This is a genomic window from Actinokineospora xionganensis, from assembly GCF_014323725.1.
Taxonomy (GTDB): Bacteria; Actinomycetota; Actinomycetes; order Mycobacteriales; family Pseudonocardiaceae; genus Actinokineospora; species Actinokineospora xionganensis.
In genome coordinates, this window is sequence record NZ_JABVED010000013.1 from 54895 (window position 1) to 81671 (window position 26777).

Annotated in this window: 28 protein-coding genes, 1 pseudogene and 1 riboswitch; of the genes and pseudogenes, 16 read left to right on the forward strand and 13 right to left on the reverse strand. The window is 70.3% G+C overall.

Features of this window, described 5'->3' with window-relative positions; all coding sequences use genetic code 11:
* Window positions 1–17: 17 nt before the first annotated feature.
* From GPZ80_RS22075 to GPZ80_RS22085, 3 genes are all read right to left on the reverse strand, one after another.
* Window positions 18–302, reverse strand: coding sequence for a DUF6235 family protein (locus GPZ80_RS22075; RefSeq protein WP_187222910.1), 285 nt, complete (start codon window positions 300–302; stop codon window positions 18–20).
* The gene (locus GPZ80_RS22080) at window positions 292–633 is read right to left on the reverse strand and encodes a hypothetical protein (protein ID WP_187222911.1); all 342 of its coding nucleotides are present in this window, start codon (window positions 631–633) and stop codon (window positions 292–294) included. The genes GPZ80_RS22075 and GPZ80_RS22080 overlap by 11 nt, the downstream gene beginning before the upstream one ends.
* 371 nt (window positions 634–1004) lie before the next feature.
* Window positions 1005–1271: a hypothetical protein gene (locus tag GPZ80_RS22085; protein ID WP_187222912.1), complete on the reverse strand. Its 267-nt coding sequence runs from the start codon at window positions 1269–1271 to the stop codon at window positions 1005–1007.
* Window positions 1272–1375: 104 nt separating this feature from the next.
* Here GPZ80_RS22085 and GPZ80_RS22090 point away from each other — a divergent pair, with 104 nt between their 5' ends.
* The 6 genes and pseudogenes from GPZ80_RS22090 (at window position 1376) to GPZ80_RS32890 (ending at window position 5780) form a co-directional block, all read left to right on the forward strand.
* Window positions 1376–1993 (forward strand): alpha-ketoglutarate-dependent dioxygenase AlkB, encoded by a 618-nt coding sequence (locus GPZ80_RS22090; protein ID WP_187222913.1) that lies wholly within the window; start codon window positions 1376–1378, stop codon window positions 1991–1993.
* Window positions 1994–2371: 378 nt separating this feature from the next.
* Window positions 2372–2659, forward strand: coding sequence for a hypothetical protein (locus GPZ80_RS22095; RefSeq protein WP_187222914.1), 288 nt, complete (start codon window positions 2372–2374; stop codon window positions 2657–2659).
* A gap of 40 nt (window positions 2660–2699) precedes the next feature.
* Window positions 2700–3032: a hypothetical protein gene (locus GPZ80_RS22100; protein WP_187222915.1), complete on the forward strand. Its 333-nt coding sequence runs from the start codon at window positions 2700–2702 to the stop codon at window positions 3030–3032.
* A 108-nt stretch (window positions 3033–3140) separates the two neighbouring features.
* Window positions 3141–3877, forward strand: a pseudogene (locus GPZ80_RS22105) (response regulator transcription factor).
* A complete protein-coding gene (locus GPZ80_RS22110) occupies window positions 3855–5294 on the forward strand; it encodes a sensor histidine kinase (protein ID WP_187222916.1) in 1440 nt (479 codons plus the stop codon). Before GPZ80_RS22105 ends, GPZ80_RS22110 begins: the two are co-directional and overlap by 23 nt.
* A gap of 123 nt (window positions 5295–5417) precedes the next feature.
* Complete coding sequence (locus tag GPZ80_RS32890) at window positions 5418–5780, forward strand: STAS domain-containing protein (protein ID WP_187222917.1); 363 nt, start codon at window positions 5418–5420, stop codon at window positions 5778–5780.
* Here the strand turns inward: GPZ80_RS32890 and GPZ80_RS22120 are convergent.
* Window positions 5777–6403 (reverse strand): phosphoribosyltransferase, encoded by a 627-nt coding sequence (locus GPZ80_RS22120; protein ID WP_187222918.1) that lies wholly within the window; start codon window positions 6401–6403, stop codon window positions 5777–5779. The two genes, GPZ80_RS32890 and GPZ80_RS22120, sit on opposite strands and share 4 nt — an antisense overlap.
* A gap of 61 nt (window positions 6404–6464) precedes the next feature.
* On the opposite strand from GPZ80_RS22120, the gene GPZ80_RS22125 reads away from it, so the two are divergent.
* Window positions 6465–7247, forward strand: coding sequence for a helix-turn-helix domain-containing protein (locus GPZ80_RS22125; protein ID WP_187222919.1), 783 nt, complete (start codon window positions 6465–6467; stop codon window positions 7245–7247).
* 49 nt (window positions 7248–7296) lie between these two features.
* Here the strand turns inward: GPZ80_RS22125 and nudC are convergent, their stop codons facing one another.
* A complete protein-coding gene (nudC, locus tag GPZ80_RS22130; protein WP_187222920.1) occupies window positions 7297–8169 on the reverse strand; it encodes an NAD(+) diphosphatase in 873 nt (290 codons plus the stop codon).
* Complete coding sequence (locus GPZ80_RS22135) at window positions 8162–8602, reverse strand: Lrp/AsnC family transcriptional regulator (protein WP_187222921.1); 441 nt, start codon at window positions 8600–8602, stop codon at window positions 8162–8164. Before GPZ80_RS22135 ends, nudC begins: the two co-directional genes overlap by 8 nt.
* Window positions 8603–8703: 101 nt before the next feature.
* Between GPZ80_RS22135 and GPZ80_RS22140 the strand changes: the two genes are divergently transcribed.
* The 6 genes from GPZ80_RS22140 to GPZ80_RS22165 all read left to right on the forward strand — a co-directional run bounded on the left by GPZ80_RS22140 (window position 8704) and on the right by GPZ80_RS22165 (window position 13467).
* Entirely contained in the window at window positions 8704–9192 is a 489-nt protein-coding gene (locus GPZ80_RS22140) for an XdhC family protein (protein WP_187222922.1), read from the forward strand.
* A 75-nt stretch (window positions 9193–9267) separates the two neighbouring features.
* A complete protein-coding gene (gene fabG, locus GPZ80_RS22145; protein ID WP_187222923.1) occupies window positions 9268–10023 on the forward strand; it encodes a 3-oxoacyl-ACP reductase FabG in 756 nt (251 codons plus the stop codon).
* 189 nt (window positions 10024–10212) lie between these two features.
* A complete protein-coding gene (locus GPZ80_RS22150) occupies window positions 10213–10653 on the forward strand; it encodes a MaoC family dehydratase (RefSeq protein ID WP_187223083.1) in 441 nt (146 codons plus the stop codon).
* A complete protein-coding gene (locus GPZ80_RS22155; RefSeq protein ID WP_187222924.1) occupies window positions 10650–11819 on the forward strand; it encodes an acyl-CoA dehydrogenase family protein in 1170 nt (389 codons plus the stop codon). The genes GPZ80_RS22150 and GPZ80_RS22155 overlap by 4 nt, the downstream gene beginning before the upstream one ends.
* The gene (locus tag GPZ80_RS22160) at window positions 11816–12862 is read left to right on the forward strand and encodes an acyl-CoA dehydrogenase family protein (RefSeq protein WP_187222925.1); all 1047 of its coding nucleotides are present in this window, start codon (window positions 11816–11818) and stop codon (window positions 12860–12862) included. Before GPZ80_RS22155 ends, GPZ80_RS22160 begins: the two co-directional genes overlap by 4 nt.
* Window positions 12859–13467: a TetR/AcrR family transcriptional regulator gene (locus tag GPZ80_RS22165; RefSeq protein ID WP_187222926.1), complete on the forward strand. Its 609-nt coding sequence runs from the start codon at window positions 12859–12861 to the stop codon at window positions 13465–13467. The genes GPZ80_RS22160 and GPZ80_RS22165 overlap by 4 nt, the downstream gene beginning before the upstream one ends.
* Before the next feature lie 95 nt (window positions 13468–13562).
* Here the strand turns inward: GPZ80_RS22165 and GPZ80_RS22170 are convergent, their stop codons facing one another.
* The 7 genes from GPZ80_RS22170 to cobN all read right to left on the reverse strand — a co-directional run bounded on the left by GPZ80_RS22170 (window position 13563) and on the right by cobN (window position 23416).
* Window positions 13563–14003 (reverse strand): hypothetical protein, encoded by a 441-nt coding sequence (locus GPZ80_RS22170; protein ID WP_187222927.1) that lies wholly within the window; start codon window positions 14001–14003, stop codon window positions 13563–13565.
* Window positions 14003–14785, reverse strand: a complete 783-nt coding sequence (locus GPZ80_RS22175; protein ID WP_187222928.1) for a DeoR/GlpR family DNA-binding transcription regulator — start codon at window positions 14783–14785, stop codon at window positions 14003–14005. The genes GPZ80_RS22170 and GPZ80_RS22175 overlap by 1 nt, the downstream gene beginning before the upstream one ends.
* Window positions 14786–14939: 154 nt before the next feature.
* Window positions 14940–17489, reverse strand: coding sequence for a bifunctional FO biosynthesis protein CofGH (locus GPZ80_RS22180; protein ID WP_246477361.1), 2550 nt, complete (start codon window positions 17487–17489; stop codon window positions 14940–14942).
* A 123-nt stretch (window positions 17490–17612) separates the two neighbouring features.
* Window positions 17613–18185 (reverse strand): DoxX family protein, encoded by a 573-nt coding sequence (locus GPZ80_RS22185; RefSeq protein WP_187222930.1) that lies wholly within the window; start codon window positions 18183–18185, stop codon window positions 17613–17615.
* 13 nt (window positions 18186–18198) lie between these two features.
* The gene (locus GPZ80_RS22190; protein ID WP_187222931.1) at window positions 18199–18705 is read right to left on the reverse strand and encodes a hemerythrin domain-containing protein; all 507 of its coding nucleotides are present in this window, start codon (window positions 18703–18705) and stop codon (window positions 18199–18201) included.
* A gap of 60 nt (window positions 18706–18765) precedes the next feature.
* Entirely contained in the window at window positions 18766–19644 is an 879-nt protein-coding gene (gene dapA / locus GPZ80_RS22195; protein WP_187222932.1) for a 4-hydroxy-tetrahydrodipicolinate synthase, read from the reverse strand.
* A gap of 187 nt (window positions 19645–19831) precedes the next feature.
* Window positions 19832–23416 carry a cobaltochelatase subunit CobN gene (gene cobN / locus GPZ80_RS22200; protein ID WP_187222933.1) on the reverse strand — a complete coding sequence of 1195 codons (3585 nt, stop codon included), beginning with the start codon at window positions 23414–23416 and terminating at the stop codon, window positions 19832–19834.
* A 28-nt stretch (window positions 23417–23444) separates the two neighbouring features.
* A riboswitch (cobalamin riboswitch) is annotated at window positions 23445–23564 on the reverse strand.
* Window positions 23565–23579: 15 nt separating this feature from the next.
* On the opposite strand from cobN, the gene GPZ80_RS22205 reads away from it, so the two are divergent.
* The 3 genes from GPZ80_RS22205 to GPZ80_RS22215 are packed head-to-tail and all read left to right on the forward strand — an operon-like array spanning window position 23580 to window position 26760.
* A complete protein-coding gene (locus GPZ80_RS22205; protein ID WP_187222934.1) occupies window positions 23580–24635 on the forward strand; it encodes a ferredoxin-like domain-containing protein in 1056 nt (351 codons plus the stop codon).
* A complete protein-coding gene (locus GPZ80_RS22210; RefSeq protein ID WP_187222935.1) occupies window positions 24632–25255 on the forward strand; it encodes a precorrin-8X methylmutase in 624 nt (207 codons plus the stop codon). Before GPZ80_RS22205 ends, GPZ80_RS22210 begins: the two co-directional genes overlap by 4 nt.
* The gene (locus tag GPZ80_RS22215; protein WP_187222936.1) at window positions 25252–26760 is read left to right on the forward strand and encodes a precorrin-2 C(20)-methyltransferase; all 1509 of its coding nucleotides are present in this window, start codon (window positions 25252–25254) and stop codon (window positions 26758–26760) included. Before GPZ80_RS22210 ends, GPZ80_RS22215 begins: the two co-directional genes overlap by 4 nt.
* Window positions 26761–26777 lie beyond the last annotated feature (17 nt).

Sequence of the window (26777 nt, forward strand, 5' to 3'; positions counted from 1 at the left end):
GGGGCTTGACGTGGATTTCAGGTGATTTCAGCCTGGGTCTCGGTTGACTCCTCGGGCGCGCCGATATAGAGCACACCGAAGACGTCCGGCTCGCGGAAGCAGATCTTCACGATCAGGTTGTCCCGGACCACGACGAAGAACTCGCCGTCGCGGGAGACGTCGTCAAGCACCTTGTACGTGTTGTAGACCGTGCCGTCGGCCACCGCGAACAGCGCCTTGTAGAGCGCGTTCTTCTCGGCCTGGCCCGCGGAGCCCGCCCACTTCTCGAGCCGGGCCAGCCCCAGGTTGAGCTTAAGCCGCATACGTTCCCGACTCATCGGTCCCGACCTCCAGCATGGCGATCACGTCATCGATGTCGCGTGGCTCCGCGGGCTTCTCCGCCTTCGCCATCGCGATCCGGTAGTCCCGCACGCGCGACATCCGGGCGGTCATCAGCAGGCTCTGCACGAAGTGGTCGACCTGGGACCGGTCGCGGCCGCCTTCCTGCTCGGCGAGCATCTCGGTCAGCCTGCGCATCGCCGCGCGTCTGCCGTCGCGCGGGAGTCCGCCCAGCGCCACGGCGACCTGGTCGGCCAGTTCCACGTAGTCCTCCCCGAAGACACCGGAACGCAGCGCATTCGTCACCGAAGCCATATTTCGCTCCCTCCGCAGGCGGTAGGCGCATAAGTCACGCCCCATTAGTCTGAAGAATGCGCGAATACACGACCAGTGTGCTCGACACCGACCATCGGGGCATCACACACAAACCTCGCGCTGATTTCCGCACGGAACGGGCGTGACGAATTCACGGCGCGAATAAGCGCACGTTCGGAGTGGATTTGTGTGCCGCCGACCGGACTCTTGGGGGGTTGTCCGGTCGGCGGCGGCGTCGCCCGCGCGCTGGCGGCGTGCGTCCGACGGCATGGGGGACACCGCCGGGAAACGTCCGTCAGCCCTGATTCAGGAAGCGACACCCCAATAACGCGAATAGCCGCGGCATCGTTCCCAGCCCTGGGTGGCCCTGGTCACCGCATGGCGGCGAGCACGGACCGCAGCGCCGATTCCGCGGCGGGCGCGTCGCCGGCCCGCAGCGCCGCGATCGCCTGGCGGACACCGGCGACCGGGCCCGTCAGCTGGCAGGTCTGCCCGCACGCGGCGGTCCAGGCCAGCCCCGCGATCAGGTCGTCGACCGCCCCGGGACGGGACACGTCGCGAACCACCTTCTCGACGGCGGCCCGCAGCCGCGCGCCCACCTCGACCACCGGAGTCGTCCGACTCGCAACGGCAAGCATGATGGTTCCTCTCGGGATGGCACATCGGTGTGCTTCCAGTATCCACTGTGGAAGAGCGACACGCGCACTGAACACCTGTTCGATGATTTGTGTATGATTTCGGGGTGAGCGTGGCACTGCAGGGATCGCTGTGGGACACCCCGGAGACGGCCGGGTTCCCGCCGCTGTCCGGGGTGCGCCGAGTCCCCCTGTCCGACGGCGCGTGGCTTGACCTGTTCCCCGGATGGCTGCCCGGAGCCGACGACCTGTTCGACCGCCTGGTCGACACCGTGCCGTGGAAAGCCGAACGCCGAAAAATGTACGACTCGGTGGTCGACGTGCCCAGGTTGCTGTGCCACTACCGGGAGGGGGCCACACTGCCCGACGCGGCGCTCACGCAGGCAAGGGACGCGCTCAACGAGCACTACCACCCAGAACACTTCGCCACCGCGGGCCTGTGCTTCTACCGCGACGGCCACGATTCCGTCGCCTGGCATGGCGACCGAATCGGCCGGGGCGCCACGGAGGACACGATGGTCGCGATCGTGTCCGTGGGCGCACCCAGAGCCCTGATGCTGCGGCCCAGGGGTGGCGGCCACACGCTGCGCCATGAGGTGGGACACGGGGACCTGCTGGTGATGGGCGGATCGTGCCAGCGAACGTGGGAACACGCCGTCCCCAAGACCAGCAAACCGGTCGGCCCCCGCATCAGCATCCAGTTCCGCCCGCGCGGGGTGCTCTGACCACCGGTTCCTGTGCGTCGGATTGTCGCAGCGCATGGACGAACCCAGCGACGAGGTGGGAACCTCCGACAACTGGCGTGGACTGACGCGCCTGCGTGCCATGGTCCGGTTGGTCAGGGAGCAGCGTCGTGGTCGGCAATGAACCGACCGCGCTGATCGGTGGGCGAATGAGGCCGCGCCAGTTGGCTGATTCAGGCGCCGTGGACTGAACAGGGCGATCGCCCAGGCCGGGTCAGGCCAGGCCGGGTCGGAGGGCTGGGCTGGGTCGGGTCGGATCGGGCCGCGTTAAGCCGATCACCACCGCGCCCCCTCGACACCACCCCTCCCCACCGCTATCTTGATATCGGATAACTGCTACCGCTTACCCAGGAGCGCCCAATGGACGCAGGCGATGTCGGTCGGCTCATGTTCGGCAGGCCGAGCAGGCTGCGGCTGGCGCTGTGGATTCATCAGCATGCGGGGGCCCGGTTCTACCAGTCCGAGCCGCCCAAGACGGTGATCGCGCAGAGTGCCTGCGGGATCGAGCTGACTCGGTTGGTCGATCTTGGGATGCTGGTGGAGCACCGGGAACCCGCGAACCGCCGCGTCTACTACGAACGCACGCGCAGTCCACTGTGGTCGATCATCGTGGCGGCGTCGAAGGTGGTTGATCCGGTGGACAAGTGATCGACTCGCCGGATGCACCCATGCGCATAAGCATGATGGTATGACGACGATCGAGCACCAGCCCGCGGAACAGCACCGGCACACCCACGGCCCCGAGTGCGGGCACGCGGCCATCGTGCACGGCGACCACGTCGACTACGTCCACGACGGCCACCTGCACCGCGAGCACCGCGAGAACGGCACGGTCCACTACGACGAGTGCGACCGCTGCCAGTGCGACAGCTGCGACGACTCCTGCGCCATCTGCGGCTGCACCGACTGCACCTGCCCCACCTGCAACCACGCCACCTGCGAGTGCGAGGGCTGCGCCGACAGCTGCAACAACTGCACCTGCGCCGACTGCACCTGCCCGACCTGCCACCACGCGGCCTGACACCAGTGCCCCCGACGCGGGAGTATCGAACCTGAACCGAGTGCGCCGGAATGCGGTTACACAGCAGGCTCACAGGTTCAGCACAGGCCTGCCGCATCCGCGTGCCGGATGATTCCAGCCATGTCCGCACACCGGCCGGAGTTGCGTCGATCCGATGGGTCGCCCGTTCGGGTACTCGTCGTCGATGACGAGCCGACGCTCGCCGAGTTGGTGACGCTCGCGCTGCGGTACGAGGGGTGGGACGTGCGCGGCGCGCTCGACGGTGGGAGCGCGGTGCGGGTCGCGCGGGAGTTTCGGCCGACGTGGTGGTGCTCGACATCATGCTGCCCGACTTCGACGGGCTGGAAGTCCTCCGCCGCCTGCGTGCCGAGGCCGGGTCGCTGCCCGTCCTGTTCCTCACCGCGAAGGACTCCGTGGAGGACCGCATCGCCGGGCTGACCGCGGGCGGCGACGACTACGTGACCAAGCCCTTCAGCATCGAGGAGGTCGTGCTGCGGCTGCGCGCCCTGCTGCGCCGCACCGGCATCACCGAGGCCTCCGCCGGGGCGAACCTGGTCGTCGGGGACCTCACGCTCGACGAGGACACCCGCGAGGTGTTTCGCGGCGGCACCGAGATCACCCTGACCGCGACCGAGTTCGAACTCCTGCGCTTCCTCATGCGCAACCCGCGCCGGGTCCTGAGCAAGACCCAGATCCTCGACCGGGTCTGGAACTACGACTTCGGCGGGCAGGCCAACATCGTCGAGCTCTACATCTCCTACCTGCGCAAGAAGGTCGACGCGGGCCGCGAGCCGATGATCCACACGATGCGCGGCGCCGGATATGTCCTCAAACCGGCGCGCTAGGACGCTGCGGGCGCGGCTGATCACCGAGCAGGTGGTCCTGCTGGCGATGGTCTGCCTGGTCATCGGCGTGGTCACCCTCGTGGTGCTGCGCGCGTTCCTGGTCGCCCAGCTCGACCGGCAACTCGCCGACGCGGGGGTGCGGGCCAGCGACTACGTCGGCCGCGACCAGGGCCCCCACCGCGGCAGGCCGCCGATCGACGCCCCCGGCCAGGGCCCCGGCACCCTCAACGTGCTGGTCTACGACGGCCGCGTGCTCGACGCCAAGCTGCAGCGCACCACCGGCAGCCGCGACGACATCCCCGCCGCCCTGCTGCCGACCCTGGCGGCCCTCCCGGCCGACGGCACCGTCCGCGAGCGCGACCTGCGCGGCCTCGGGTCCTACCGGCTCATCGCGAGCCAGGCCGGGCCCGCCACCGTGGTCACCGGCCTGCCGATGGACTCCGTCGACGAGACCCTGTGGGCGGTCGGCCTCGTCCTGGGCGCGGTCTCCCTGGCCGGTCTCACCGTCGCCGCTGTCGCGGGCGTGGTCATCGTCCGTCGCACGCTGCGGCCGCTCGACCGGATGGCCGCGACCGCGCGCCGGGTGGCCGAACTGCCGCTCGACAAAGGCGAGGTGGCGCTGCCGGACCGGGTCGAGGCGGCCGACACCGATCCGCGCACCGAGGTCGGCCAGGTCGGCTCGGCGCTCAACAAGATGCTGGGTCACGTCGCGAACGCGCTCGCCGCCCGGCATGCCAGCGAGACTCGGGTCCGCCAGTTCGTCGCCGACGCCAGCCACGAGTTGCGCACTCCCCTGGCCGCGATCAGCGGCTACGCCGAACTGGCCCGCAGGCAGGGCGACGAGGTGCCCGCGCCGATCGCGCACGCGCTGTCGCGGGTCGAGTCCGAGGCGGCCCGGATGACGACGCTGGTCGAGGACCTGCTGCTGCTGGCCCGGCTCGACTCGGGCCGCCCGCTGTTCGCCGAGCCGGTCGACCTGTCGCGGCTGGTGGTCGACGCGGTCAGCGACGCCCAGGTGGCCGGGCCGGCGCATCACTGGCGGCTCGACCTGCCCGCCGACCCCGTGGTGGTGACCGGCGACGAGGCGCGGCTGCACCAGGTCGTGGCGAACCTGCTGGCCAACGGCCGCACCCACACGCCGCCGGGCACCACGGTCACGATCGGGCTGTCGCGCACCGAGCACCAAGTCGTCCTGACCGTCGCCGACGACGGTCCGGGCATCCCCGCCGACCTGCGCGGCGACGTCTTCGAACGCTTCGTGCGCGGCGACGGCTCCCGTTCGCGCGCGGCGGGCGGCACCGGCCTCGGGCTGGCGATCGTGGCGGCTGTCCTGCACGCTCATGGTGGGTCGGTTTCGGTGGACAGCGAACCCGGGAGGACGTGCTTGACGGTCTTGTTGCCCGCCGGACCCGGCTGAGGACTTTGGACCTGGGACACGTGCCGTACTCACGCGTAGGCTCGGCGGTCACTGGATCCGCTGCGCCCGGGAGGGGTGAAGGCATGAGCACGGCTGGCGGGCCCAAGGCTCCTCCGCGAGGCGGTGGCGGCGATCACTGACCTCTTCTCGCTGCCCGAGCCGAGCCCCGACGGTCACGACAGCGACGCCGATCACCCGCATGGCGCGCGTGTGTCCGGGCACGCCGATCTCAGTACCCGCCCCGATTTCGAGCAATTGCTGCTCGCCCTGTGCAGGCAGGCCGATGGCGACGTGCACCTGGACTTCGCCGAGTTGGACTTCATCGACATCTCCGGCGTGATCACGGTGGTCCGGGCCGCGGGCTCACTGGGCGAAGGCCGGTTCCTGGTGCTGCACAACCCGCCCCCGTCCATGCGCCGAATTCTCGAGCTGCTGGGCCCGGCGGCGGTCGCGCGGAGTGTGCGGATCGACGAAGAAGTGTCCTAGCGGCCCAAGATCGCGCGGACCTCGGAATCCTGCACCTGGTTGAAGTCCTCGTACCAGTACCCGACAGCCACGAAGCGCTGCGGGGTCAGCGGGCACACCACTTCGTCGGCGACTTTTCGCAAGCGCACCAACACATCCGGCGGCGCGACGGGCACCGCGACGACAACGCGGGCCGCGCCCATCCCCCGCACCACCCGCACGGCGGCGGCCATCGTCGACCCGGTCGCCACGCCGTCGTCGACGAGGATCACCGTGCGGCCGGCGAGGTCTCGCGGCGCGGCGCCTGCGCGCAGCAGGTCGGCCCGGCGGTGGATCTCGGCGCGCTCGCCCGCCACGGTGGCGGCCACGTCGGACCAGGACAGGTCGAGGTCGCGCAAGACGTCCTCCGCGCGAACGGTGACGTCGCCCTCCCCCACGGCGCCGACGGCGAGTTCGGGGTGTCCGGGGGCGCCGACCTTGCGCACCAGGACGACGTCGACCTCGGCGCCGAGCCGGGTGGCGACCTCGGCGGCGACCGGCACACCGCCGCGCGGCAGGCCCAGGACCAGTGGGTTCTCCGCGCGCAGGTGAGTGAGCCGACCCGCGAGCACGCGGCCGGCGTCCGCCCGGTCGGCGAAGCGCATGGACCCAGTGTGCGCCAGAGTTGACCTCGGAGGTAATCGACAGCCGTCGTACGGTGGTCTCATGACCACCGCCGCCGCACTCGACCGGTCCGCTGGAGCGCTGCTGCGCCAGTGGCGCGAGCACCGCCGACTCAGCCAGATGGAACTGTCGCTGCGGGCCGACATCTCCACCCGGCACCTCAGTTTCATCGAGACCGGGCGCTCGGTGCCCAGCCGGGACATGGTGCTGCTCCTCGCCGACACTCTGGAGCTGCCGCTACGGGACCGCAACCAGTTGCTCCTTGCCGCCGGCTACGCCCCGGTGTATTCCCAGGACGCCCTGGACTCGCCGCGGCTGGCCGCGGTGCGCACGGCGGTGCGGCAAGTCCTCACCGGGCACAACCCGTTCCCCGCGGTGGCGGTCGACCGGGGCTGGAACCTGGTGGAGGCCAACGAAAGCCTCCTCGCGCAGCTCGACGGTGTCGCCGCGGACCTGTTGGCCTCACCGGTGAACGTGCTGCGGGTCAGCCTGCATCCGCTGGGCTTGGCGTCGCGCATCGTGAACCTCGGTGAGTGGCGGGCACACCTGTTGAGCAGGCTGCGCAGGCAGATCGTCATCACCGCGGACGAGTCGCTCGCCGAACTGCATGACGAGTTGGCGGCGTATCCGTGCGCCGAAGCGGAACCGGTGGTGGACTCGGCGGATGTCGTTGTGCCGCTGCGGTTGCGGCACGACGGCGCGGAGTTGGCGCTGATCAGCACGGTGACGACGTTCGGGACGCCCATGGATGTCACGGTGGCGGAACTCGCGATCGAATCGTTCTTCCCCGCCGACGCGGCCACGGCGGCGGTGCTTCGGGGCTGAACCGTGCTGGTCACCACCGCCGAGGTCGCCCCGGAAAATCCCTAGGGGATCATGCTCCGGTCAGCCACGAGGTCACCAGGAAGTGCTCGATCGAGTCGGTCCGACCCGTCCCCGCGATTCGGTGTTCCTCCTGCAGCGCAAGCACTTCGTCGCGACTGAACCACCGGGCCGCAAGAAGTTCGTCGCGGTCGACGGCGATCTCCGGGCCCTCGGCGACGGCCCGGAAGCCAAGCATCAGCCCCGACGGGAACGGCCATGCCTGCGACGCCCGGTACTCGACCGCGCTCACCGCCACGCCTGCCTCCTCGGCGACCTCGCGTCGGACGGCGTCCTCCAGGCTCTCGCCGATCTCGACGAACCCGGCCAGTGTGGAGAAGGCGTTCGCCGCGGCCCCCCGGTGCCTGCCCAGCAGACAGCGGTCGCCGTACTCGACGAGGGTGATCACAGCGGGCTCGATGCGCGGGAACAGCAGCTTGCCGCAGCCGGTGCAGATCCGCAGGTGGCCACCGTGGGCGGCGCGGGCGGGTGAACCGCAGGCGCCGCAGAACCGCTGGTTGCGGTTCCAGTGCAGCAGGCCCCGCGCGTAGGCGAGCCGGGTCGCGCCCTGCGGGTCCAGGCCGCTCACCAGCCGCCGGATGTCGACGGCCGCGTCGGCCCCGACGGATTCGGTCGCGTCTGCCTCCTCCAGGTCCGACAGGTCGACGGCGAACACGCCCGTGTCGCCGTCGAGGCCGAGGAAGACTGTGTCCTCCCGGCCCTCCGGCACGTCCATCCAGACCGGCTGCTCGGCGCGGACCAGGCAGTGGTCGCGCCACAGGGCGACGGCCTTGGCGTCCTTGCGCAGCCCTGCCAGCCACTGGTCGTCCGAGCGCCTGCCGCCCGCGCGGTCGAGTGTCAGTCCGGTGTAGGCGAGCTCAGACATCGACGGGCCGTTGGAAGAACGTCTCGAGGACCACGATCGTCTGCGTCCCGGTGACGCCGTCGATGTCGAAGATCCCCTTGAGCGCCTGCTGCAACTCGCTGGTGGTCTTGGCGCGCACCTTCGCCAGCAGCGACGGGCTGCCCGCGACGATGTGGGCCTCTTCGACCCACGGGAGCGCGCGCAGGGCCTCGCCGGTCTCGGGCCCGCCCATCCAGGCGGCCGCCTCGATCATCACGTAGGCGAGGACCCCTTTGCCGACGGCGGCCGGGTCGACGTCGATGGTCGTGCGGCGGATGACGCCGCGCTCGCGCAGCTTGCGCACCCGCTCGTGCGCCGCCGCTCCGGAAAGTCCCACCTCCTGCCCCAGCGCCGCATAAGGTGTGGTCGCGTCCTGCTGCAGCCGGGCTAAGAGAGTCCGGTCAATCTCATCCATGCAAACCCCATTGTTTGGTTGACGCCATCCTGCCATAACGGGATCTTGCCGAATCAAATACATACGTGGCTGGACTGCGCGCGGTCGGCGACACTGCGGGGATGACTCCACCGGACTCCTGCGACGTCGCCCACGGGGCCGTCGTGCCCGACACCGACACCCGCACGCTCGTGGCCGTGTTCGCCACCCAGGTGGCCGAGCACCTGCTGCGCTACGGCGCCGACCTCGGCTACCACGTCATCCTGGTCGATCCCGAACCCGCGTCCGGGGGGCTCTCCGCCGTGCCCGCCGACCTCGGACCGGACGCCGACGTCATCGTCACCGACCACCACCGCGAAGAACTCGGCGACGTCCTGCGTGACGTCCTCGCGGCGAACCCGCGCTGGGTCGGCGTGATGGGCAATCCGCGGCACCCCGCGCCGCACGTCCCCGCACTGCGCGCCCTCGGCATCGATGAGGAGCGGATCGCCGCGGTGCACCGGCCGATCGGGCTCAACATCGGCTCGCGCACTCCCGCCGAGATCGCCATCGCGACGCTGGCCGGCCTCATCGCCGACCGCAACGGCAAGCCCGCCGGGTTCGAATTCTGAGGCTGGACACCGTCGAACACCCGGGAGTAGGTTCGCTAAGCGATCGCTTAGCAACTCGACCATCCGGAGGAGTCCGTGTCCCAGCCCCGCACCGCCATCGTCACCGGCGCAGCCCGAGGCATCGGCGCCGCTGTCGCCAAACGCCTCGCCCGTGACGGGTTCGCCGTCGCCGTGATCGACCTGAACGAGGCGAGCTGCGCGGACACCGTCGCGGCGATCGAGGCCGAGGGCGGCAAGGCCCTGGCCGTCGGCGCCGACGTCAGCGACTCCGCGCAGGTCGAGGCCGCCGTCACGAAGGTCGCCGAGGAGCTGGGCACGCCGACCGTGCTGGTCAACAACGCGGGCATCCTGCGCGACAACCTGCTGTTCAAGATGACCGACGACGACTGGGACCTGGTCATGAACGTGCACCTGCGGGGGTCGTTCCTGATGACCCGCGCGGTCCAGAAGCACCAGACCGAGCAGAAGTACGGCCGGATCGTGAACCTGTCGAGCACGTCGGCACTGGGCAACCGCGGCCAGGCCAACTACGCCACCGCGAAAGCCGGTCTGCAGGGCTTCACCAAGACGCTGGCCATCGAGCTGGGCAAGTTCGGCGTCACCGCCAACGCGATCGCCCCCGGGTTCATCGAGACCGAGATGACCGCGGCCACCGCCGAGCGGATGGGGGTCTCCTTCGAGGACTTCAAGAAGGGCGCGGCCTCGATGATCCCGGTCGGGCGCATCGGCCACCCGGACGACATCGCGGCCACCGCGTCGTTCCTGTGCAGCGAGGAAGCCGGGTTCGTCTCCGGCCAGGTCATCTACGTCGCCGGCGGACCGAAGGACTGAGAGTCCGTCCAGGGAGAGAGGTGCGTGAGAGTCGTGATCGAAACGGTTCCTGACGGTCCGGACGGATCGTCCTCATACCGGGAGTATTCGGGCGACCCGTCCGGGCCGTCAGGGGCCGATTCGGCGCGGTTCTCGCGCGCCTCGCTCCCTGGACGGACTCTCCCGCACACCTTCGACGGACTCGACTCACTGACGCGGGCCCAGGGCAAACACTTGGGCTACGGCGAGTGGCACGAGATCACCCAGGAGCAGGTCCAACAGTTCGCCGACGCCACCGGCGACCACCAGTGGATCCACCTCGACACCGAGCGCGCGGCGAAGGGTCCCTTCGGCGGCACGGTGGCGCACGGCTACCTCACGCTGTCGCTGCTTCCCATGCTGGGCCGGGAGATCTACGACTTCCGCGGCTTCTCGATGGGCGTCAACTACGGGCTCAACAAGGTCCGGTTCCCCAGCGCGGTGCGGGTCGGCAAGCGGGTGCGCGCCGGCGCCGAGCTCAAGTCGGTCACCCCGGTCGCGATGGGCGTCCAGGCGGTCTTCGCCTACACCATCGAGATCGAGGGCGAAGCGAAGCCGGGCTGCGTCGCCGAGGCCGTCGTGCTGCTCGTCGCGGGAAAGGACACGACATGACCGACGTCCGCGAGCGGGTCGCCGCGCTCCTCGCCGAGCACGACCCGGCGACGACCGACCGGCTCGACTTCCTGCGCGCCCGGTTCGACGCCGGGCTCGCGTGGGTGCACTTTCCCGAAGGTTTGGGCGGTCTGGGGCTGCCCCGGGCGCAGCAGGAGATCGTGGAGGCCGAGTTGGCCGCCGCGGGCGCGCCCGACAACGACCCGCGGCGCATCGGCATCGGGCTGGGCATGGCCGCGCCGACGATCCTCGCCTTCGGGTCCGAGGAGCTGAAGAAGCGGCTGCTGCGTCCACTGTGGACGGGCGAAGAGGTGTGGTGCCAGCTGTTCTCCGAGCCGGGCGCCGGATCGGACCTGGCCGCCCTGGGCACCAGGGCCCGCCGCGACGGTGACGACTGGCTGGTCACCGGGCAGAAGGTGTGGACGTCGAGCGCGCACACCGCGCGCTGGGCGATCCTGGTGACCCGCACCGACCCGGACGTGCCCAAGCACGCGGGCATGACGTACTTCGTGTGCGACATGACCGACCCGGGTGTCGAGGTGCGGCCGCTGCGCCAGATCACCGGCGAGGCCGAGTTCAACGAGGTCTTCCTGACCGACGTGCGCATCCCGGACGCGCACCGCCTCGGCGAGGTCGGCGACGGCTGGCGGGTCGCGCAGACCACGCTGATGAACGAGCGCGTCGCCATCGGCGGCCGGTCGACCCCGCGCGAGGGCGGGATGATCGGGGTCGTCTCCGACACCTGGCGGGCCAACCCGGACCGGCGCACCCCGGAGGCACACGACCGGCTGCTGAAGCTGTGGGTCGAGGCCGAGGCGTTGCGGCTGGCCGGGATCCGGCTGCGCCAGCAGCTGGCGAACGGCGCGCCGGGACCGGAGGGGTCGGCGATGAAGCTGGCGTTCGCCCGGCTCGCCCAGGAGCTGTCCGGGTTGGAACTGGAGATCACCGAGGACGGCCTGCGCTACGACGACTGGACGCTGCGCCGCCCCGACATGGTCGACTTCACCGGGCGGGACGCGGGATACCGCTACCTGCGCGCCAAGGGGAACTCGATCGAGGGCGGCACGTCGGAGATCCTGCGCAACATCATCGCCGAGCGGGTGCTGGGCCTGCCGAGCGAACCCCGGGTCGACAAGGACGTCGCGTGGAAGGACCTGCCGAAATGAGCGACCCCAACCTGCTGACCTCCGACGTCGAGGAAGCGCTGCGCGCGGGCGTGCGGGACTTGTTGGCGGACAAGGCGGACGCGGACGCCGTGCTGGGCCGCGTCGAGTCGTCCTCCCCGCTGGACATGGACCTGTGGCGAACCTTGGTGGACCTGGGCGCGACGTCGCTGCCGATCCCCGAGTCCCTGGGCGGTCAGGGCGCGGGTTGGCGTGAGGCAGCCGTTGTCGCGGAGGAGGTGGGCCGCGCGGTGGCGCCGGTCCCGTTCCTGGGCAGCACGCTGGCCACGGCCGCGCTGCTACACCTGTCCGATGACACCGACGCGCAGGAAGCGCTGAAGTCGATGGCGTCGGGCGAATCAGTGGTGGTGCTGGCGATCCCGTTGTCCGGTCCGGTGGACGGTCCGCTCGCGCGCACCGTGCGCTCGGTCGCGGACGCCGGGGTTGCGACTCGGTTCCTGGTGCCCGCAGATGGTGGGTTGCACCTGGTCGAGGCGGCTTCCGTGGAGCCGGTGGTGTCGCTCGACCTGACCCGGCCGGTGTGGGATGTGACGTTCGCCGATTCCGGTGTGCGGCTGACCGGTTCCGGTGAGTCCGCTGTGGACAGTGCGCTGCTGGCCGGGTCGGCGATGCTGGCGGCCGAGCAGGTGGGCATCGCCGAGTGGTGCCTGACGACGACGGTGGCGTACCTCAAGCAGCGCTACCAGTTCGGCAGGCCGGTGGGGTCCTTCCAGGCGCTCAAGCACCGGCTGGCGGACCTGTGGCAGTCCATCGTCCTGGCGCGCGCGGCCGCCCTCAACGCGGCCGACGCCCTCGCGACGTCGAGTGCGGACACACGGGTGGCGGTGGCCGTCGCACAGTCCCTCTGCTCGACCGTCGCCGTCCGCGCGGCGGAGGAGTGCGTGCAGCTGCACGGCGGCATCGGGATGACTTGGGAACACCCAGCCCACCTGTACCTGAAGCGCGCCAAGGCCGACGAGCTGGCGCTCGGCACCCCTGGGAAACATCGAGCGACCCTGGCGTCATTGGTTAACCTGCCAGGATGAGCGAGCTGGTTGCCGGGGCCTTCCCCGACGTCACCGCCGCGGCGGCCCGCCGACTCATGGCCGCCGCGGTGGAGTCGTTCGCCGACAACGGTTACCACGCCACCACCACCCGCGACATCTCCACGGCGGCGGGCATGAGCCCGGCGGCGCTGTACGTCCACTTCCCGTCGAAGGCGGCGGTGCTGTCGGCGATCAGTTTGAGCGGCCACGAACGAGCTTTGGCGATCGTCGAGGCAGCCGCCGCGGGCCCCGGAACCCCTATCGACCGAATGCGCGTGTTGGTGGCGGAAATGGCCTCCTGGCACGCCACGCACCACCGGATCGCCCGGATCGTCCAGTACGAGATCACCGCGTTGCCGAAGGCGGATTACGCCACCGTCGCCGATCTGCGCAGGCGCACGGAACGGGTAGTGCGGGCACTGATCGAGGACGGTCTCAGCACCGGCGTCTTCGACTGCGACATCCGTTCGGCGGCAAGGGCGACACTGTCCCTGTGCGTGGACATCGCACGCTGGTACACGGCCGCGAGCACCCCGGGACCGACCGAACTCGGCAAGCGCTACGCAACACTTGTGCTGGCGATGTTGGGTGCGGGCCACCGCTAAGACCGCCAGGCCCAGCTAAAACAGCCAGCCCCTGCTCGCGGCCCACCGCGGCCAGTGGCGTGAGGTGCCTGCATGGATGTTCAAGTGCCGGAACATCAGCCAATCGCCGACCTACCGGTGGGTCGCCAAGCTGCGCGAAGCGCTTCGAGTTCGAAGGTCGGAAACGGGCGTCCCCACATGGCCTGATATCCGTCCACCCCGTGCACGTGTGCCACCTCATCGAAGCAGCGGACGAACGCCCGCCCCAAGGCATCAATGCCTTGACTGCCAACCCAGACCTCGGTCCCCCGAGGCATATGGAGCACCCGCACTCCCACCGAACGCCCGTCCCGGCGGAAGACCCACCGAAACGCCTCAGGCTCGGCCTCGAACTGGACCGTCGTCTCCGGCTCGCCCAGCACAAGCCGCGTCACAGCCGTCAGCAGGTCTTCCGGTGCCGCGCTGATGTAGGACGCTTCGATTTCCGCGGTGGTGTTGTCGTCGCTGACGAGGCATCGGGCCCAGCCGTGGCCGCTGAGGGTCCAGTCGATCCTCATCACACGATGCGGACGTCGACGCCCTCAGCCTCGAAGGCCGCGACGGTCTCCGCGGACGCTTCCGAGTCGGTGATCAGGATGTTGATCGCCGCGGTCGGGCAGATCTGGGCGAACGCGTGCTTGCCCAGTTTCGAGCTGTCGGCAATGCACACCACCTGCCGTGCCCGCTGGGTCATCAGGCGGTTGATGCTGGCCTCGCCCTCATGGTGGGCATAAGCACCTCGAAGGGGGTCCACCGCGTCGACGCCCAGGAAGATGATGTCCAGGGTGATCTCGTCAAGGATTCGCGTCGCCAGGGGGCCGCTCAGTTCGAAGGACTGGGGGCGGGCCACTCCCCCGGTGACCACGATCTTCACGTGTGGGCGGACCGCGAGTTCGTTGGCGATGTTCAGCGCGTTGGTCACCACGGTGACGCCCGGTTCATCCGATTGGGCGAAGTCCGGGCGGATGGCCAGGGCACGGCCGATCTCGGTGGTGGTGGTGCCTCCATTGAGGCCGATGACCGCACCGCGGGACACCAGCGCCGCGGCGGCCTTGCCGATGCGCTCCTTCTCCGAGGCGTGGCGGGCCGTCTTGTAGCGCAGCGGCAGGTCGTAGGCCACGTTGTTCGCGACCGCTCCCCCGCGAGTGCGGGTCAGCAGCTGCTGCTCAGCCAGGTGGTCGAGGTCGCGACGGATGGTGGCCGCGGAGACGTCGAGGTCCCGGGCCAAGTCTTCGACGTCCACCTTGCCGCTCTGGCCGAGCATGTCGAGCAGAGCGCTCAAGCGTTCGTATCGATCCACCACAAACCTCCACGATGCGTCGCGCCCCTTCGATCATGCGCGGTGTCGCAAGGTATCGCCTTGTGGAGCGGTATTCAACGACCAAAACACCTCACTGCGCGTGCGGGAACACGCAGGGATTCTGTCATTTACCGACAACTCCGAACGTCGCTGGTCAGGGCCCCAGCAGCGGCAGCAGCGTGGGTTTCCACACCCCGTCGTGCGCTCGGGCCGTCGCGAGGCGTTCCTCCGGCACGACACCGTAGGTGGTGGTCCGCTGCCTCGACGGCCTGCCCGCCGCGGTGGCGAGGGCCTCCAGGTCGGCGATCGTCTTGTAGCTGCCGTTGTCGCTGCCCGCCATGCGGCTGATGGTCTCCTCCATCAGGGTGCCGCCGAGGTCGTTCGCCCCGCCGCGAAGCACGTCGACCACGCCGCCGTCGCCGAGCTTGACCCAGCTGGTCTGGATGTTGGCGATCCGCCCGTGCAACAGGATCCGGGCCAGCGCGTGCACCGCGCGGTTCTCCAGGTGCGTGGGGCCCGGCCGGGCGATGCCCGCCAGGTACAGCGGCGCGTTGGTGTGGACGAACGGCAGCAGGACGAACTCGCTGAACCCGCCCGTGCGCTCCTGGGTGCGGGCGAGCAGCTTGAGGTGCGCGACCCAGTGCTCGGGCCGGTCGACGTGGCCGTACATCATCGTCGACGTCGTGGGAATGCCCAGGTCGTGCGCGGTCGTCACCACTTCGAGCCAGGTGGCGGTGGGCAGCTTGCCCTTGGTGAGCACCCACCGCACCTCGTCGTCGAGGATTTCCGCGGCCGTGCCGGGCAGCGAGTCGACACCCGCCTCCCGGGCCGCGGTCAGCCAGTCGCGGATGGACAGGTCGGTGCGGCTGGCGCCGTTGACGACCTCCATCGGCGAGAACGCGTGCACATGCAGGCCGGGCGCGCGGCGCTTGACCTCGGCGGCGATGTCGAAGTACGCGGTGCCGGGCAGGTCGGGGTGGATGCCGCCCTGCATGCAGACCTCGGTGGCGCCCACCGACCAGGCCTCCTCGGCGCGCTGCCCGACCTGGTCCAGCGACAGCGTGTACGCGTCGGCGTCGGTGCGGCGCTGGGCGAACGCGCAGAACCGGCAGCCGGTGTAGCAGACGTTGGTGAAGTTGATGTTGCGCGTGACCACGTAGGTGACCACGTCGCCCACCGCGTCGCGGCGCAGGCCGTCGGCCAGCTCCGCCAGGGCTTCGATCTCCGCGCCCGCACCGGCCGACAGCAGAGTCAACGAGTCCGCATCGGACAGTCCGCTCGGGTCCTTCTCCGCGTGCCGCAACGCCTCCAGGAACTCCGGGCGCACGACACCGTCGGATAAGGCCGCGGCGGGACGCTGCGTGACCTGTCCGCGCAACTCGTCCCAGTCGCCGTAGACGGAGTCGAAGTCGTCGCGGCGGTCGCTCGTGCGGCCCTCGGTGTCGATCGACGTGTTCAGGTCGGTTCGGCCGGACTGGGCGAGCGAGACCTCCGGCTCCTGCCACGGCCTGCCGACCAGCGGCGCCGACTCGACGGCCAGCCCGGTGTCCGGGTCGGCCAGCGCGGCCACGTGCGCGGACAGCCGGGGGTCGAGCCACGGCTCGCCGCGGCGCAGGTACTCGGGGTAGATCGTCAGCCGCTCGGCCAGCCGGAATCCGGCCGCCGCCGTCCGCTCCGCCAGCTCGTCGATGTGCGGCCAGGGGCGTTCGGGGTTGACATGGTCCGGGGTGAGCGGTGAGACGCCGCCCCAGTCGTCGATGCCCGCGCGCACGAGGAGCTCGAACTCGCCGCCGATGAGATTCGGCGGGGCCTGGATGCGGGCCTTCGGCCCGAGGATGACCCGGGCGACGGCGACAGTCGCGGCCAACTCCTCGGCCTCCGCGTCCGGCATGCCGCGCATCGCCGTGTCGGGCTTCGCGCGAAAGTTCTGGATGATGACTTCCTGGATGCCGCCGTAGCGCCGGGACACACCGCGGATCGCGAACAGCGACTCGATCCGGTCGGCCAGAGTCTCGCCGATGCCGATCAGCACACCCGTGGTGAACGGCACAGCCGAGCGGCCCGCGTCCTCCAGCACCCGCAGCCGGACCGAGGGCTCCTTGTCCGGGGAGCCGTAGTGGGGCCCACCGGGCTCGGCCCACAGCTTCTCCGAGGTCGTCTCCAGCATCATGCCCATCGACGGCGCGACCGGCTTGAGCCGCTGCAGGTCGGTCCAGCTGAGCACGCCCGGGTTGAGGTGCGGCAGCAGGCCGGTCTCCTCCAACACCCGGATGGCCATCGCGCGGACATAGGACAGCGTGTCGGGGTAGCCGGCGGCTTCCAGCCAGTCCGCGGCGGCGTCCCAGCGGTCCTCCGGCCGGTCGCCTAGGGTGAACAGCGCTTCCTTGCAGCCCATCGCCGCGCCTGCGCGCGCGATCTCCAGGACCTCGTCGGGGCTCAGGAACGGCGCGGGAAGGCGGTGCGGGACCGTGGCGAACGTGCAGTAGTGGCAGCGGTCGCGGCACAGCCGGGTCAGCGGGATGAAGACCTTGCGCGAGTACGTGATGACCCCGGGCCGCCCGGCCGCCTCCAGACCCGCGTCGCGGATGCGGGAGGCGGTGTCGTACAGGTCGTCGAGGTGCTCGCCGCGAGCGTGCAGCAGCACCTCGGCTTCGACCTGGTCAAGCGTGACACCGTCGCGCGCTCGGCGCAGGGCTCGACGCAGCGCGGACTCGGCGGGCACACGGATCACGGACACCTCCACGGGACTTTGTCCCAACCTAATAGGAGGTCAGGACAAAACCCGCGTCCCGCGGAGCAGTCGGACGTGACCCGCGCCTCAGTGGGCTCAGCCGGGCAGCACGCCCGCCAGCGCCTTGCGGGCCTTGCGCGGCGCCTCGGCCACCGTCTCGGTCACCGACTCACCCGCGTCATGGGCCCATTCGCCCAGCTCATGAGCCCGCTTGTTGACCTGGCGGGTGGCCCGCCGAGCCCGCCAGCCCAGCGACGGCTTGCCCTCGGTGTCGCCCACGGCCAGCAGCAGGCCGCCGAGCAGCCCGACGTTCTTCATGAAGTGGATCCGCTGGTTGGTCGCGACCGCGCTGTCCTTCTCGTCCCAGAAGCGGTGCGTGGCCAACGTGGTCGGCACCAGGCTCCCCGCGAGCAGTAGCGACGCGGCCCGCGGGAACTTGTTCAGGGCGAGCGCCACCCCCGCGCCGACCTTGACCGCGCCGTCGATCTTCACCAGGGTCTGCGGGTCGGTCGGCACCTGGGCGGGCAGCCGGTCGCCCGCCGTGCCGATCATGGTGTCCAGCAACGGCTTCGCCGCCTCCGCGTGTGCCGCCGGGTTGCGCAACGCCTCGATCCCGCCGGAGATGAAGATCGCGGCGAGCATCGGTCGGGCCAGCCTGCGCAGGATCATCGTTCTCGTCCTCTCACTCGTCGATCCGGTCCTCGGTGCGCGCCGCCAGTTCGCGGACGTACTCCAGGTCCCCGCACCCCGCGGCGATCCGGTCCTCACGCGCCTCGGCGAACTTCGTCCCCAGTTCGGCGCGCCGCTCGTCGGGCACCGTGTCGCGGGCGTCGTTGAGGATCGTCCGCTCCTCCTCGTCGAGGTGGTGGTTGATTGCCTCGACCAGCTTCTGCAGGTGGTCTTCCCACTCCTCGGAGGAGGTGTCCTCGATCTCGAGGAGGGCCAGCAGCGCCTGGTGCCCCTCCGCGTGCTCCTCCGCGCCGTGCTCGACCTCTTCGGCGTCGATCTTGCGGAACTTCCGCAGCGCCGGGTAGACCTCGGCCTCCTCGGCCTCGGCGTGCGCGACCAGGCGGGTGGACAACTCGGCCAGCACCTTCGCCCGGTCGTTCGTGTCGTCCCGCAGGTCTCGGAACAGGTCCTCGAAGAGCCGGTGGTCAGCGAGGATCAGTTCGATCACGTCGTCGGTCATCTCAATCCCTTCGCCGTCTGAAGACCGGGGTACCCGCGCGCGGCGCGGGTCAACCGTCAGTCACGGTAGGTCGAACGCGAGGCGCGCGCTCGCCGACGCTAGTGCCGACGCCGACGCGGGCAAGAGCGGAAGCCGCACCGCGGGGGTGGCGATTCGGCCCTGGTCGTGCAGGACCGCCTTGATCACCGCGGGGTTGGGCTCGGCGAACAGAGCGGCGGAGAGATCAGCCAATCGGTGGCCCAGGACGCGGGCCCGCTCGACGTCGCCCTTGGCCCAGGCGTCGACCAGTTCGACGTGGGCCGCGGTGCGCACATGAGCGGAGGCGAGGATGCCGCCTTCGGCGCCGAGGGCGAGCAGCGGTCCGGCGAGGACGTCGTCACCCGCGAGCACGGCGAAGCCTGCTGGGCGATGGGCCAGAATCGCGATCGTGGCGGCGTCGAGCGCGCCGACGCTGTGCTTGGTGCCGATGATTCCGGGGATCTCGGCTATGCGGAGGACTGTTTCGGCGGAGAGGGTGAGGGCTGTTCGGTAGGGGACGTTGTAGACGATCAGGGGGACTGGGCTGTTCTTCGCGAGGACGCGGAAGTGCTCGACCACGCCTTCCTCGCTGGGGCGGGTGAAGGGTGGGACGAGGGTGAGGGCGGCCGCTGCCTCCGGGAGTTCGTTGAGGGCTCGCACGGCGGCCGCGGTTGCGTTGCCTCCGGCGCCGATGATCAGGGGGACGTGGCGTTCTCGGGCCACTTCCGCGCAGATTTCGATGACTGTGGCGCGTTCTTGGGGGTCGAGAGTTGCTACCTCGGCTGTGGTTCCGAGGGCGACCAGGCCGGTGGCGCCGTCCGTCAGGACTTCGTGGGCGAGCGCTGCCAGGGAGCGGCGGTCGACCTGATCATCTGCGGTGAAGGGGGTGATCAGTGGGACGAAGATGCCTGTGAGGTTCATGTCTTCGACACTGGTGGCTTTTGTGTCCCTGCACCAGTTCGCGTTGCTTCACAGGGTCGTTAGCGGGGGGTGCCTGTTTGGCTGTTGCGTTCTATTGGTGGTCAGGTCGGGCCGCCGCCTGCTCGCTGGTGGGATCGGCCCGTCTGCTTCCGCGTCTCGGGCCGAATCCACAGCCATCGCTACTGCACTACTCCGAGCCTGCTTCGATGTCACCCTCTACCTGCAGGTATAGCTCCTGGAGCTGCTGCAGGGTCGCCGGGTCGGGGTCGGCCCACATCTTGCGTTCCGCCGCTTCCAGCAGTCGTTCCGCGATGCCGTGCAGGGCCCAGGGGTTGGACTCGGTGAGGAACTTGCGGTTCTCCGGGTCCAGGGCGTAGGTCTGCGCCAGTTTGTCGTACATCCAGTCGGCGACTACGCCTGTCGTGGCGTCGTAGCCGAACAGGTAGTCCACAGTCGCCGCCAGTTCGAAAGCGCCCTTGTAGCCGTGGCGGCGCATGGCTTCGATCCAGCGGGGGTTGACCACCCTGGAGCGGAAGACCCTGTTGGTCTCCTCTTCCAGCGAGCGGGTGCGGACCGACTCCGGCCTGGTGCTGTCGCCGATGTAGGCGGCCGGGGCCTTTCCGGTGAGCGCGCGGACGGTGGCGATCATGCCGCCGTGGTACTGGTAGTAGTCGTCGGAGTCGGCGATGTCGTGTTCGCGGCTGTCGACGTTCTTGGCGGCCACCGCGATCCGCTTGTAGGCCGATTCCATGTCCTCGCGGGCGGGGGCTCCGTCGAGGTCGCGGCCGTAGGCGAAGCCGCCCCAGACCGCGTAGACCTCGGCCAGGTCCGAGTCGTCGCGCCAGTTGTGGCTGTCGATCAGGGGCAGCAGGCCCGCGCCGTAGGCGCCGGGCTTGGAGCCGAAGATTCGAGTCGTCGCGCGGCGTTCGTCCTTGGCGTTGTCCGCCAGGACATGAGCGCGCACATAGTTGTCCTCTTCGGACTCTTCCAGGGCCGCCACCAGTCGCACGGCGTCGTCCAAGAGGTAGACGACGTGGGGGAAAGCGTCGCGGAAGAACCCGGAGATGCGTACGGTGACGTCGATGCGCGGACGGCCCAGTTCCTCCAGGGAGATCACTTCCAGGCCGCTGACCCGGCGCGACGCCTCGTCCCACACCGGGCGGACACCCATGAGTGCCAACACCTCGGCGATGTCGTCGCCCGCCGTGCGCATGGCGGAGGTGCCCCACACCGACAGGCCGACCGAGCGGGGAAACTCGCCGGTGTCGGTCTTGTAGCGGTCCACAAGAGACTCCGCCATGGCCGCGCCGGTCTCCCAGGCGAGCCTGCTCGGGATCGCCTTCGGGTCCACCGAGTAGAAGTTTCGGCCGGTGGGCAGCACGTTGATCAGGCCGCGCAGCGGCGAGCCGCTCGGGCCCGCGGGGACGTAGCCGCCGTCGAGGGCGTGCAGGATGTGGTCGATCTCGTCGGTCGTCTTCGCCAGCCGCGGGACGACCTCCAAGGCGGCGAAGGTCAGGACCTCGGTGACGGCCTCGTTGGCAGTCCCGAGCACCTCGCGGGTGACCTGGGTGGCCGCGTCGATCGACCAGTCGTGGGTCTCCATGGCCTCGACGAGGGCAAGTGCCCGGGCGTCGATCTCGTCGGTCTTGGTGCGGGTCTCCGAACCGTCCTCCGACAGCCCGAGCGCCTCGCGCAGGCCGGGGAGCGCGGACGCCTTGCCGCCCCACATCTGGCGGGCGCGCAGCATCGAGTTGACCAGGTTGACCCGGGCCGCCCCGGTCGGCGCGAGGCCGAGGGTGTGCAGGCCGTCGCGGATCTGGACGTCCTTGATCTCGCACAGCCAGCCGTCGACGTGCAGCAGGAAGTCATCGAACTCGGCGTCGTGCGGGCGGTCTTCCAGGCCGAGGTCGTGGTCGAGCTTGGCGGCCTGGATCAGCGTCCAGATCTGGGCGCGGATCGCGGGCAGCTTCGCCGGGTCCATCGCGGCGATGTTGGAGTGCTCGTCGAGCAGCTGCTCCAGGCGGGCGGTGTCGCCGTAGCTCTCGGCCCGGGCCATCGGCGGGACCAGGTGGTCGACCAGGGTGGCGTGGGCGCGGCGCTTGGCCTGGGTGCCCTCGCCAGGGTCGTTGACCAGGAACGGGTAGATCAGCGGCATGTCGCCGAGCGCGGCGTCGGTCCCGCAGGAGGCGGACATGCCGAGGTTCTTGCCGGGCAGCCATTCCAGGTTGCCGTGCTTGCCGAGGTGGATCATCGCGTGCGCGCCGAAGCTGCCCGCGACCCAGCGGTACGCGGCCAGGTAGTGGTGGCTCGGCGGCAGGTCCGGGTCGTGGTAGATCGCGACTGGGTTCTCGCCGAAGCCGCGCGGCGGCTGGACGATGAGCACGACGTTGTTCGCCTGCAGCGCGGCGAGGACGATCTCACCCTCGGGGTCGTTCGAGTGGTCGACGAACAGTGTGCCCGGGGCCGGGCCCCAGTGCTCCTCCATCGACGCGCGCAGGTCCTCGGGCAGCGTCTCGTACCAGGTGCGGTACTCGGCTGCGGAGATGCGGACCGGGTTGCCGGAGAGCTGCTTCTCGGTGAGCCAGTTCGGGTCCTGGCCGCCCGCCTCGATGAGCGCGTGGATCAGTGCGTCGCCGTCGCCCGCCGAGACGCCGGGCAGGTCGCCGACGTCGTAGCCCGCGTCCTTCATGGCGTTGAGCAGGGCGATCGCGCTGGCCGGGGTGTCGAGGCCGACGGCGTTGCCGATGCGGGCGTGCTTGGTCGGGTAGGCCGACAGCATCAGCGCGATCTTGCGCTCGGCGGCCGGGACGTGGCGCAGGGTCGCGTGCTTGACGGCGATTCCGGCGACGCGGGCGGCCCGCTCGGGGTCGGCGACGTAGACCGACAGGCCGTCCTTGTCCTGCTCCTTGAAGGAGAACGGGACGGTGATGATCCGGCCGTCGAACTCGGGCACGGCGACCTGGGTGGCGGTGTCGAGCGGGGACAGGCCGTCGTCGCTCTCCTCCCACGTGGACCGGCTCGACGTCAGGCACAGGCCTTGCAGGATCGGGATGTCGAGCGCGGCCAGCGCGCCGACGTCCCAGGCGCCGTCGTCGCCGCCCGCACCCGCGTCGGCGGGGCGGGTGCCGCCCGCCGCGAGCACGGTGACGACCAGCGCGTCGACCGTGCCCAGCACTTCGAGGAGCTCTTCGGAGGCGGTGCGCAGCGAGGCGCAGTAGACCGGGACGGCCTGGCCGCCCGCGTCCTCGACGGCACAGGACAGGGCTTCGACGAACGCGGTGTTCCCGGCGATGTGGTGGGCGCGGTAGTAGAGGATGCCGATCTTCGGCCCCTCGGTGCGTCGCGGCTCGCGCTCCAGCGGTCCCCAGGTGGCCAGCTCGACCGGCTTGGCGAAGCCGTTGCCGGTGAGCAGCAGCGTGTCGGACAGGAAGTGGAAAAGCTCGCGCAGGTTGTCGCCGCCGCCGTGCGCGAGGTAGCTGTGCGCCTGCGCGACCACGCCGACGGGAGCGGTCGAGCACTCCATCAGCTCCGCGTCCGGCGCCGCCTCGCCACCGAGGACGACGACTGGGCGGTTGTCCGCGAGGAGGGCGTCGAGGCCTTCCTCCCAGGCCCGGCGGCCGCCGAGGAGGCGGACGATGACCACGTCGACGCCGTCGAGCAGGGCGGGCAGGTCGTCCACACCCAGCCGGGCGGGGTTGCCGAGCCGGTAGTCGGCGCCGCTGGCACGCGCGGAGAGCAGGTCGGTGTCGGAGGTCGACAAGAGCAGGATCATGAGGCCCTTCCTGGGGTCCGCGCCCCGGGTCGTGGTCGCGATGACGGGAGTTCCTGGCTTTCCGGGGAAGCGATTCCCCGGTGACAGTGGCGGGACCGCGCCGGATTCGCACCGGCTTCCTCCACCTGCCATCGCAGTGTCGGGCTCACCCTATATTCGGTCGGTGCCTATCTCCCACCGCCGCTCGGGTGCCGACGCCTGCCCGGGCGCGCTCGACGTCCACCGGGCTGCTGACGGTGGCCTGGCGCGGGTGCGGATCCCGGGCGGTCGACTGACGTTCGCGCAGCTCAGGGCCGTCGCAGAAGCGTCTGCTGACCTGGGCGACGGGGTATTGGAGTTGACCTCCCGGGCGAACCTTCAGGTGCGCGGTTTGGCCGAGGGCGCCGAGGTCGAGTTGGGCGCACGGCTGGCCGAAGCGGGCCTGCTGCCGTCGCTGACGCACGAGAAAGTGCGCAACATCATGTCTTCGCCGCTGGGCGATCCCGGCTTGGCCGCCGAACTGGACGCCGAGCTGTGTGCGACGCCGGAGTTGGCGGCACTGTCCGGCCGGTTCCTGTTCGTCTTCGACGACGGCCGCGGCGACGTGGCGTGGCTGGGCGCGGACGTCGCCGCCCTGCCGGTGGGCGCGGAGGTCGCGATCTTGCTCGGCGGAGCGGACCACGGCGTCCGGGTGCCGCGGCCGGACGTGGTCTCGACGATGCTGGCGTGTGCCCGCACGTTCCTCGAACTGCGCGCCGAGCAGTGGCGGGTCTCCGAGTTGGACGCGAGCGCCATCGCCGCACGGTTCCCCACCACGACCGACCGCGTCGAGCCGGGTGCGCCCGCCGTGGTCGGCCCGGTGGGTCCCGTCGAGTTCGCCGATGGCACGGCCGGGTTCGGTGTCGCGGTCCCCTTGGGCCGGTTGACCTCCGAGCAGGCGCTGAGGCTGGGCCGTGACGTCGTGGTGACTCCGTGGCGCGGTCTGGTGGTCACCGGGCCGGAGCCCGACGTGCCCGATTTGATCACCGACCCCGCTTCGCCGTGGGTCGGGGTCACCGCGTGCACCGGGCGGCCCGGCTGCGCGAAATCCCTGGCCGACGTCCGCGCGGACGCCCGGCCCCTTGACCGACCCGCGCACTGGTCCGGCTGCGCTCGGCGCTGCGGACGACCCGCGGGCGAGGTGATCGACGTGGTGGCCACCGAGAGCGGCTACCAGGTGTCTGGAAGGCAGGAACCTTGATCGACTACATCCGGGACGGCGCGGAGATCTACCGCCGCTCGTTCGCCACGATCCGGGCCGAGGCGGATCTCGCCGGGCTGCCCGAGGACGTGGCCCGCGTCGCGGTCCGCATGATCCACGCCTGCGGCATGGTCGACTTGGTGCGCGACCTCGCTTACTCCCCCGACGTCGTCCGGGCCGCCCGCACGGCCCTGCTCGACGGCGCTCCGGTCCTGTGCGACGCGCACATGGTCGCCTCCGGGGTCACGCGCAAGCGGTTGCCCGCGGACAACGAGATCCTCTGCACCCTGTCGGACCCGAGCGTCCCCGACCTGGCGTCTACTTTGGACAACACGCGCAGCGCGGCGGCCATGGAGCTGTGGCGCGACAGGCTCGAAGGCTCCGTGGTGGCGATCGGCAATGCCCCGACCGCGCTGTTCCGCCTGCTGGAGATGATCGACGAAGGCGCGGGCAAGCCGGCGGCCGTTCTCGGCCTGCCGGTGGGCTTCATCGGGGCGGCAGAGTCGAAGGAAGCTTTGGCGGCACACGGAAGCGTGCCGTACCTGGTGGTTCGCGGGCGGCGGGGCGGCAGCGCCATGGCCGTGGCCGCGATCAACGCGATCGCGAGTGAGCTGGAATGACGGGCACCCTGTACGGAGTCGGGCTCGGCCCCGGCGACCCGGAACTGATGACGGTCAAGGCCGCGCGGCTGATCGGCGAAGCCGACGTGATCGCCTACCACAGCGCCCGCCACGGCAAGTCGATCGCGCGTGGTGTGGCCGCGAAGTACTTGCGGGAAGGACAGATCGAGGAACAGTTGGTCTACCCGCTGACCGTCGAGACCACCGACCACCCGGGCGGCTACGCGGGCGCCATGGCGGAGTTCTACGAGCAGAGCGCTGCCCGGTTGGCCGTGCACCTGGACGCGGGCCGCGATGTCGTGGTCCTGGCCGAGGGCGACCCGCTGTTCTACGGCTCGTACATGCACATGCACAAGCGGCTGTGCGACCGGTACAAGACCGAGGTCGTCCCCGGCGTCACGTCGGTGAGCGCGGCGGCGGCGGTCCTGGGCAGGCCGCTGGTCGAGGGCGAGGAAGTCCTGACCGTGCTGCCCGGAACCCTGCCCGAGGAGGACCTCGCCCGACACCTCGCGGCCACGGACTCGGCAGCGGTGATGAAGCTGGGCCGCACCTTCGGCAAGGTCCGCGCGGCCTTCGAGGCGGCGGGCAAGCTTGACCGGGCGCTGTATGTGGAACGCGCGACCTGGGACCAGGGCCGCAGCATGCCGCTGTCCGAAGTGGACCCGACCACGGTTCCATACTTCTCGCTGGCGCTGCTGCCCAGCCCGATCAACGACGGGGTCGCAGGGCGGGCCGCCGCACCGGTGCCGACGGAGTCGGTCGGCGAGGTCGTCGTGGTCGGCACCGGGCCGGCGGGCCGACCGTGGCTCACCCCCGAAGCACAGGACGCTTTGGCCACGGCCGACGACCTGGTCGGCTACGTCACCTACCTCGACCGCGTGCCCCCGAACCCGCGTCAGCGAAGGCACGCCTCGGACAACCAGGTCGAGGCAGAGCGCGCCGCGTTCGCCTTGGACCTGGCCAAGCGCGGCAGGCGCGTGGCGGTCGTGTCCTCGGGCGACCCAGGCGTGTTCGCCATGGCCGCCGCCGTGCTGGAGGTGGCCGGCGATCCACAGTGGATGGATGTGCCGGTGCGAATCCTTCCCGGCCTCACCGCCGCGCAGGCGGTGGCCAGCCGGGTCGGCGCGCCCTTGGGCCACGACTTCTGCACTATCTCGCTGTCGGATCGACTGAAGCCATGGGACGTCATCACCAATCGCCTCGACGCGGTGGCGGCAGCCGACTTGGTGATCGCCATTTACAACCCGGCATCGAAATCCCGCACCTGGCAACTCGGCGAAGCAAGGGATCTACTACTCAAGCACCGCAAGCCTGACACCCCGGTCGTCATCGGCCGTGACGTCGGCGGCCCAGAGGAGACAATCCGTATCATTGGTCTGGAAGACCTGGACCCAACCACGGTCGACATGCGCTGTCTCCTCCTGATCGGCTCATCACAAACACGAGTAGTCGACCGGGGCAACGGCTCGCGAGTGGTCTTCACCCCCCGCACCTACCCCGGCTAGCCGACACCTATCCCAAG

Coding starts and splice junctions, on each gene's coding strand:
- GPZ80_RS22160 (WP_187222925.1), top strand. CDS start 11,816: ATGAGCGACCCCAACCTGCTGACCTCCGACGTCGAGGAAGCGCTGCGC.
- GPZ80_RS22165 (WP_187222926.1), top strand. CDS start 12,859: ATGAGCGAGCTGGTTGCCGGGGCCTTCCCCGACGTCACCGCCGCGGCG.
- GPZ80_RS22155 (WP_187222924.1), top strand. CDS start 10,650: ATGACCGACGTCCGCGAGCGGGTCGCCGCGCTCCTCGCCGAGCACGAC.
- GPZ80_RS22080 (WP_187222911.1), bottom strand. CDS start 633: ATGGCTTCGGTGACGAATGCGCTGCGTTCCGGTGTCTTCGGGGAGGAC.
- dapA (WP_187222932.1), bottom strand. CDS start 19,644: ATGAACCTCACAGGCATCTTCGTCCCACTGATCACCCCCTTCACCGCA.
- GPZ80_RS22125 (WP_187222919.1), top strand. CDS start 6,465: ATGACCACCGCCGCCGCACTCGACCGGTCCGCTGGAGCGCTGCTGCGC.
- GPZ80_RS22135 (WP_187222921.1), bottom strand. CDS start 8,602: ATGGATGAGATTGACCGGACTCTCTTAGCCCGGCTGCAGCAGGACGCG.
- GPZ80_RS22185 (WP_187222930.1), bottom strand. CDS start 18,185: ATGATCCTGCGCAGGCTGGCCCGACCGATGCTCGCCGCGATCTTCATC.
- nudC (WP_187222920.1), bottom strand. CDS start 8,169: ATGTCTGAGCTCGCCTACACCGGACTGACACTCGACCGCGCGGGCGGC.
- GPZ80_RS22140 (WP_187222922.1), top strand. CDS start 8,704: ATGACTCCACCGGACTCCTGCGACGTCGCCCACGGGGCCGTCGTGCCC.
- GPZ80_RS22120 (WP_187222918.1), bottom strand. CDS start 6,403: ATGCGCTTCGCCGACCGGGCGGACGCCGGCCGCGTGCTCGCGGGTCGG.
- GPZ80_RS22100 (WP_187222915.1), top strand. CDS start 2,700: ATGACGACGATCGAGCACCAGCCCGCGGAACAGCACCGGCACACCCAC.
- GPZ80_RS22095 (WP_187222914.1), top strand. CDS start 2,372: ATGGACGCAGGCGATGTCGGTCGGCTCATGTTCGGCAGGCCGAGCAGG.
- GPZ80_RS22170 (WP_187222927.1), bottom strand. CDS start 14,003: ATGAGGATCGACTGGACCCTCAGCGGCCACGGCTGGGCCCGATGCCTC.
- GPZ80_RS22110 (WP_187222916.1), top strand. CDS start 3,855: ATGTCCTCAAACCGGCGCGCTAGGACGCTGCGGGCGCGGCTGATCACC.
- GPZ80_RS22085 (WP_187222912.1), bottom strand. CDS start 1,271: ATGCTTGCCGTTGCGAGTCGGACGACTCCGGTGGTCGAGGTGGGCGCG.
- cobN (WP_187222933.1), bottom strand. CDS start 23,416: ATGATCCTGCTCTTGTCGACCTCCGACACCGACCTGCTCTCCGCGCGT.
- GPZ80_RS22075 (WP_187222910.1), bottom strand. CDS start 302: ATGCGGCTTAAGCTCAACCTGGGGCTGGCCCGGCTCGAGAAGTGGGCG.
- GPZ80_RS22190 (WP_187222931.1), bottom strand. CDS start 18,705: ATGACCGACGACGTGATCGAACTGATCCTCGCTGACCACCGGCTCTTC.
- GPZ80_RS22215 (WP_187222936.1), top strand. CDS start 25,252: ATGACGGGCACCCTGTACGGAGTCGGGCTCGGCCCCGGCGACCCGGAA.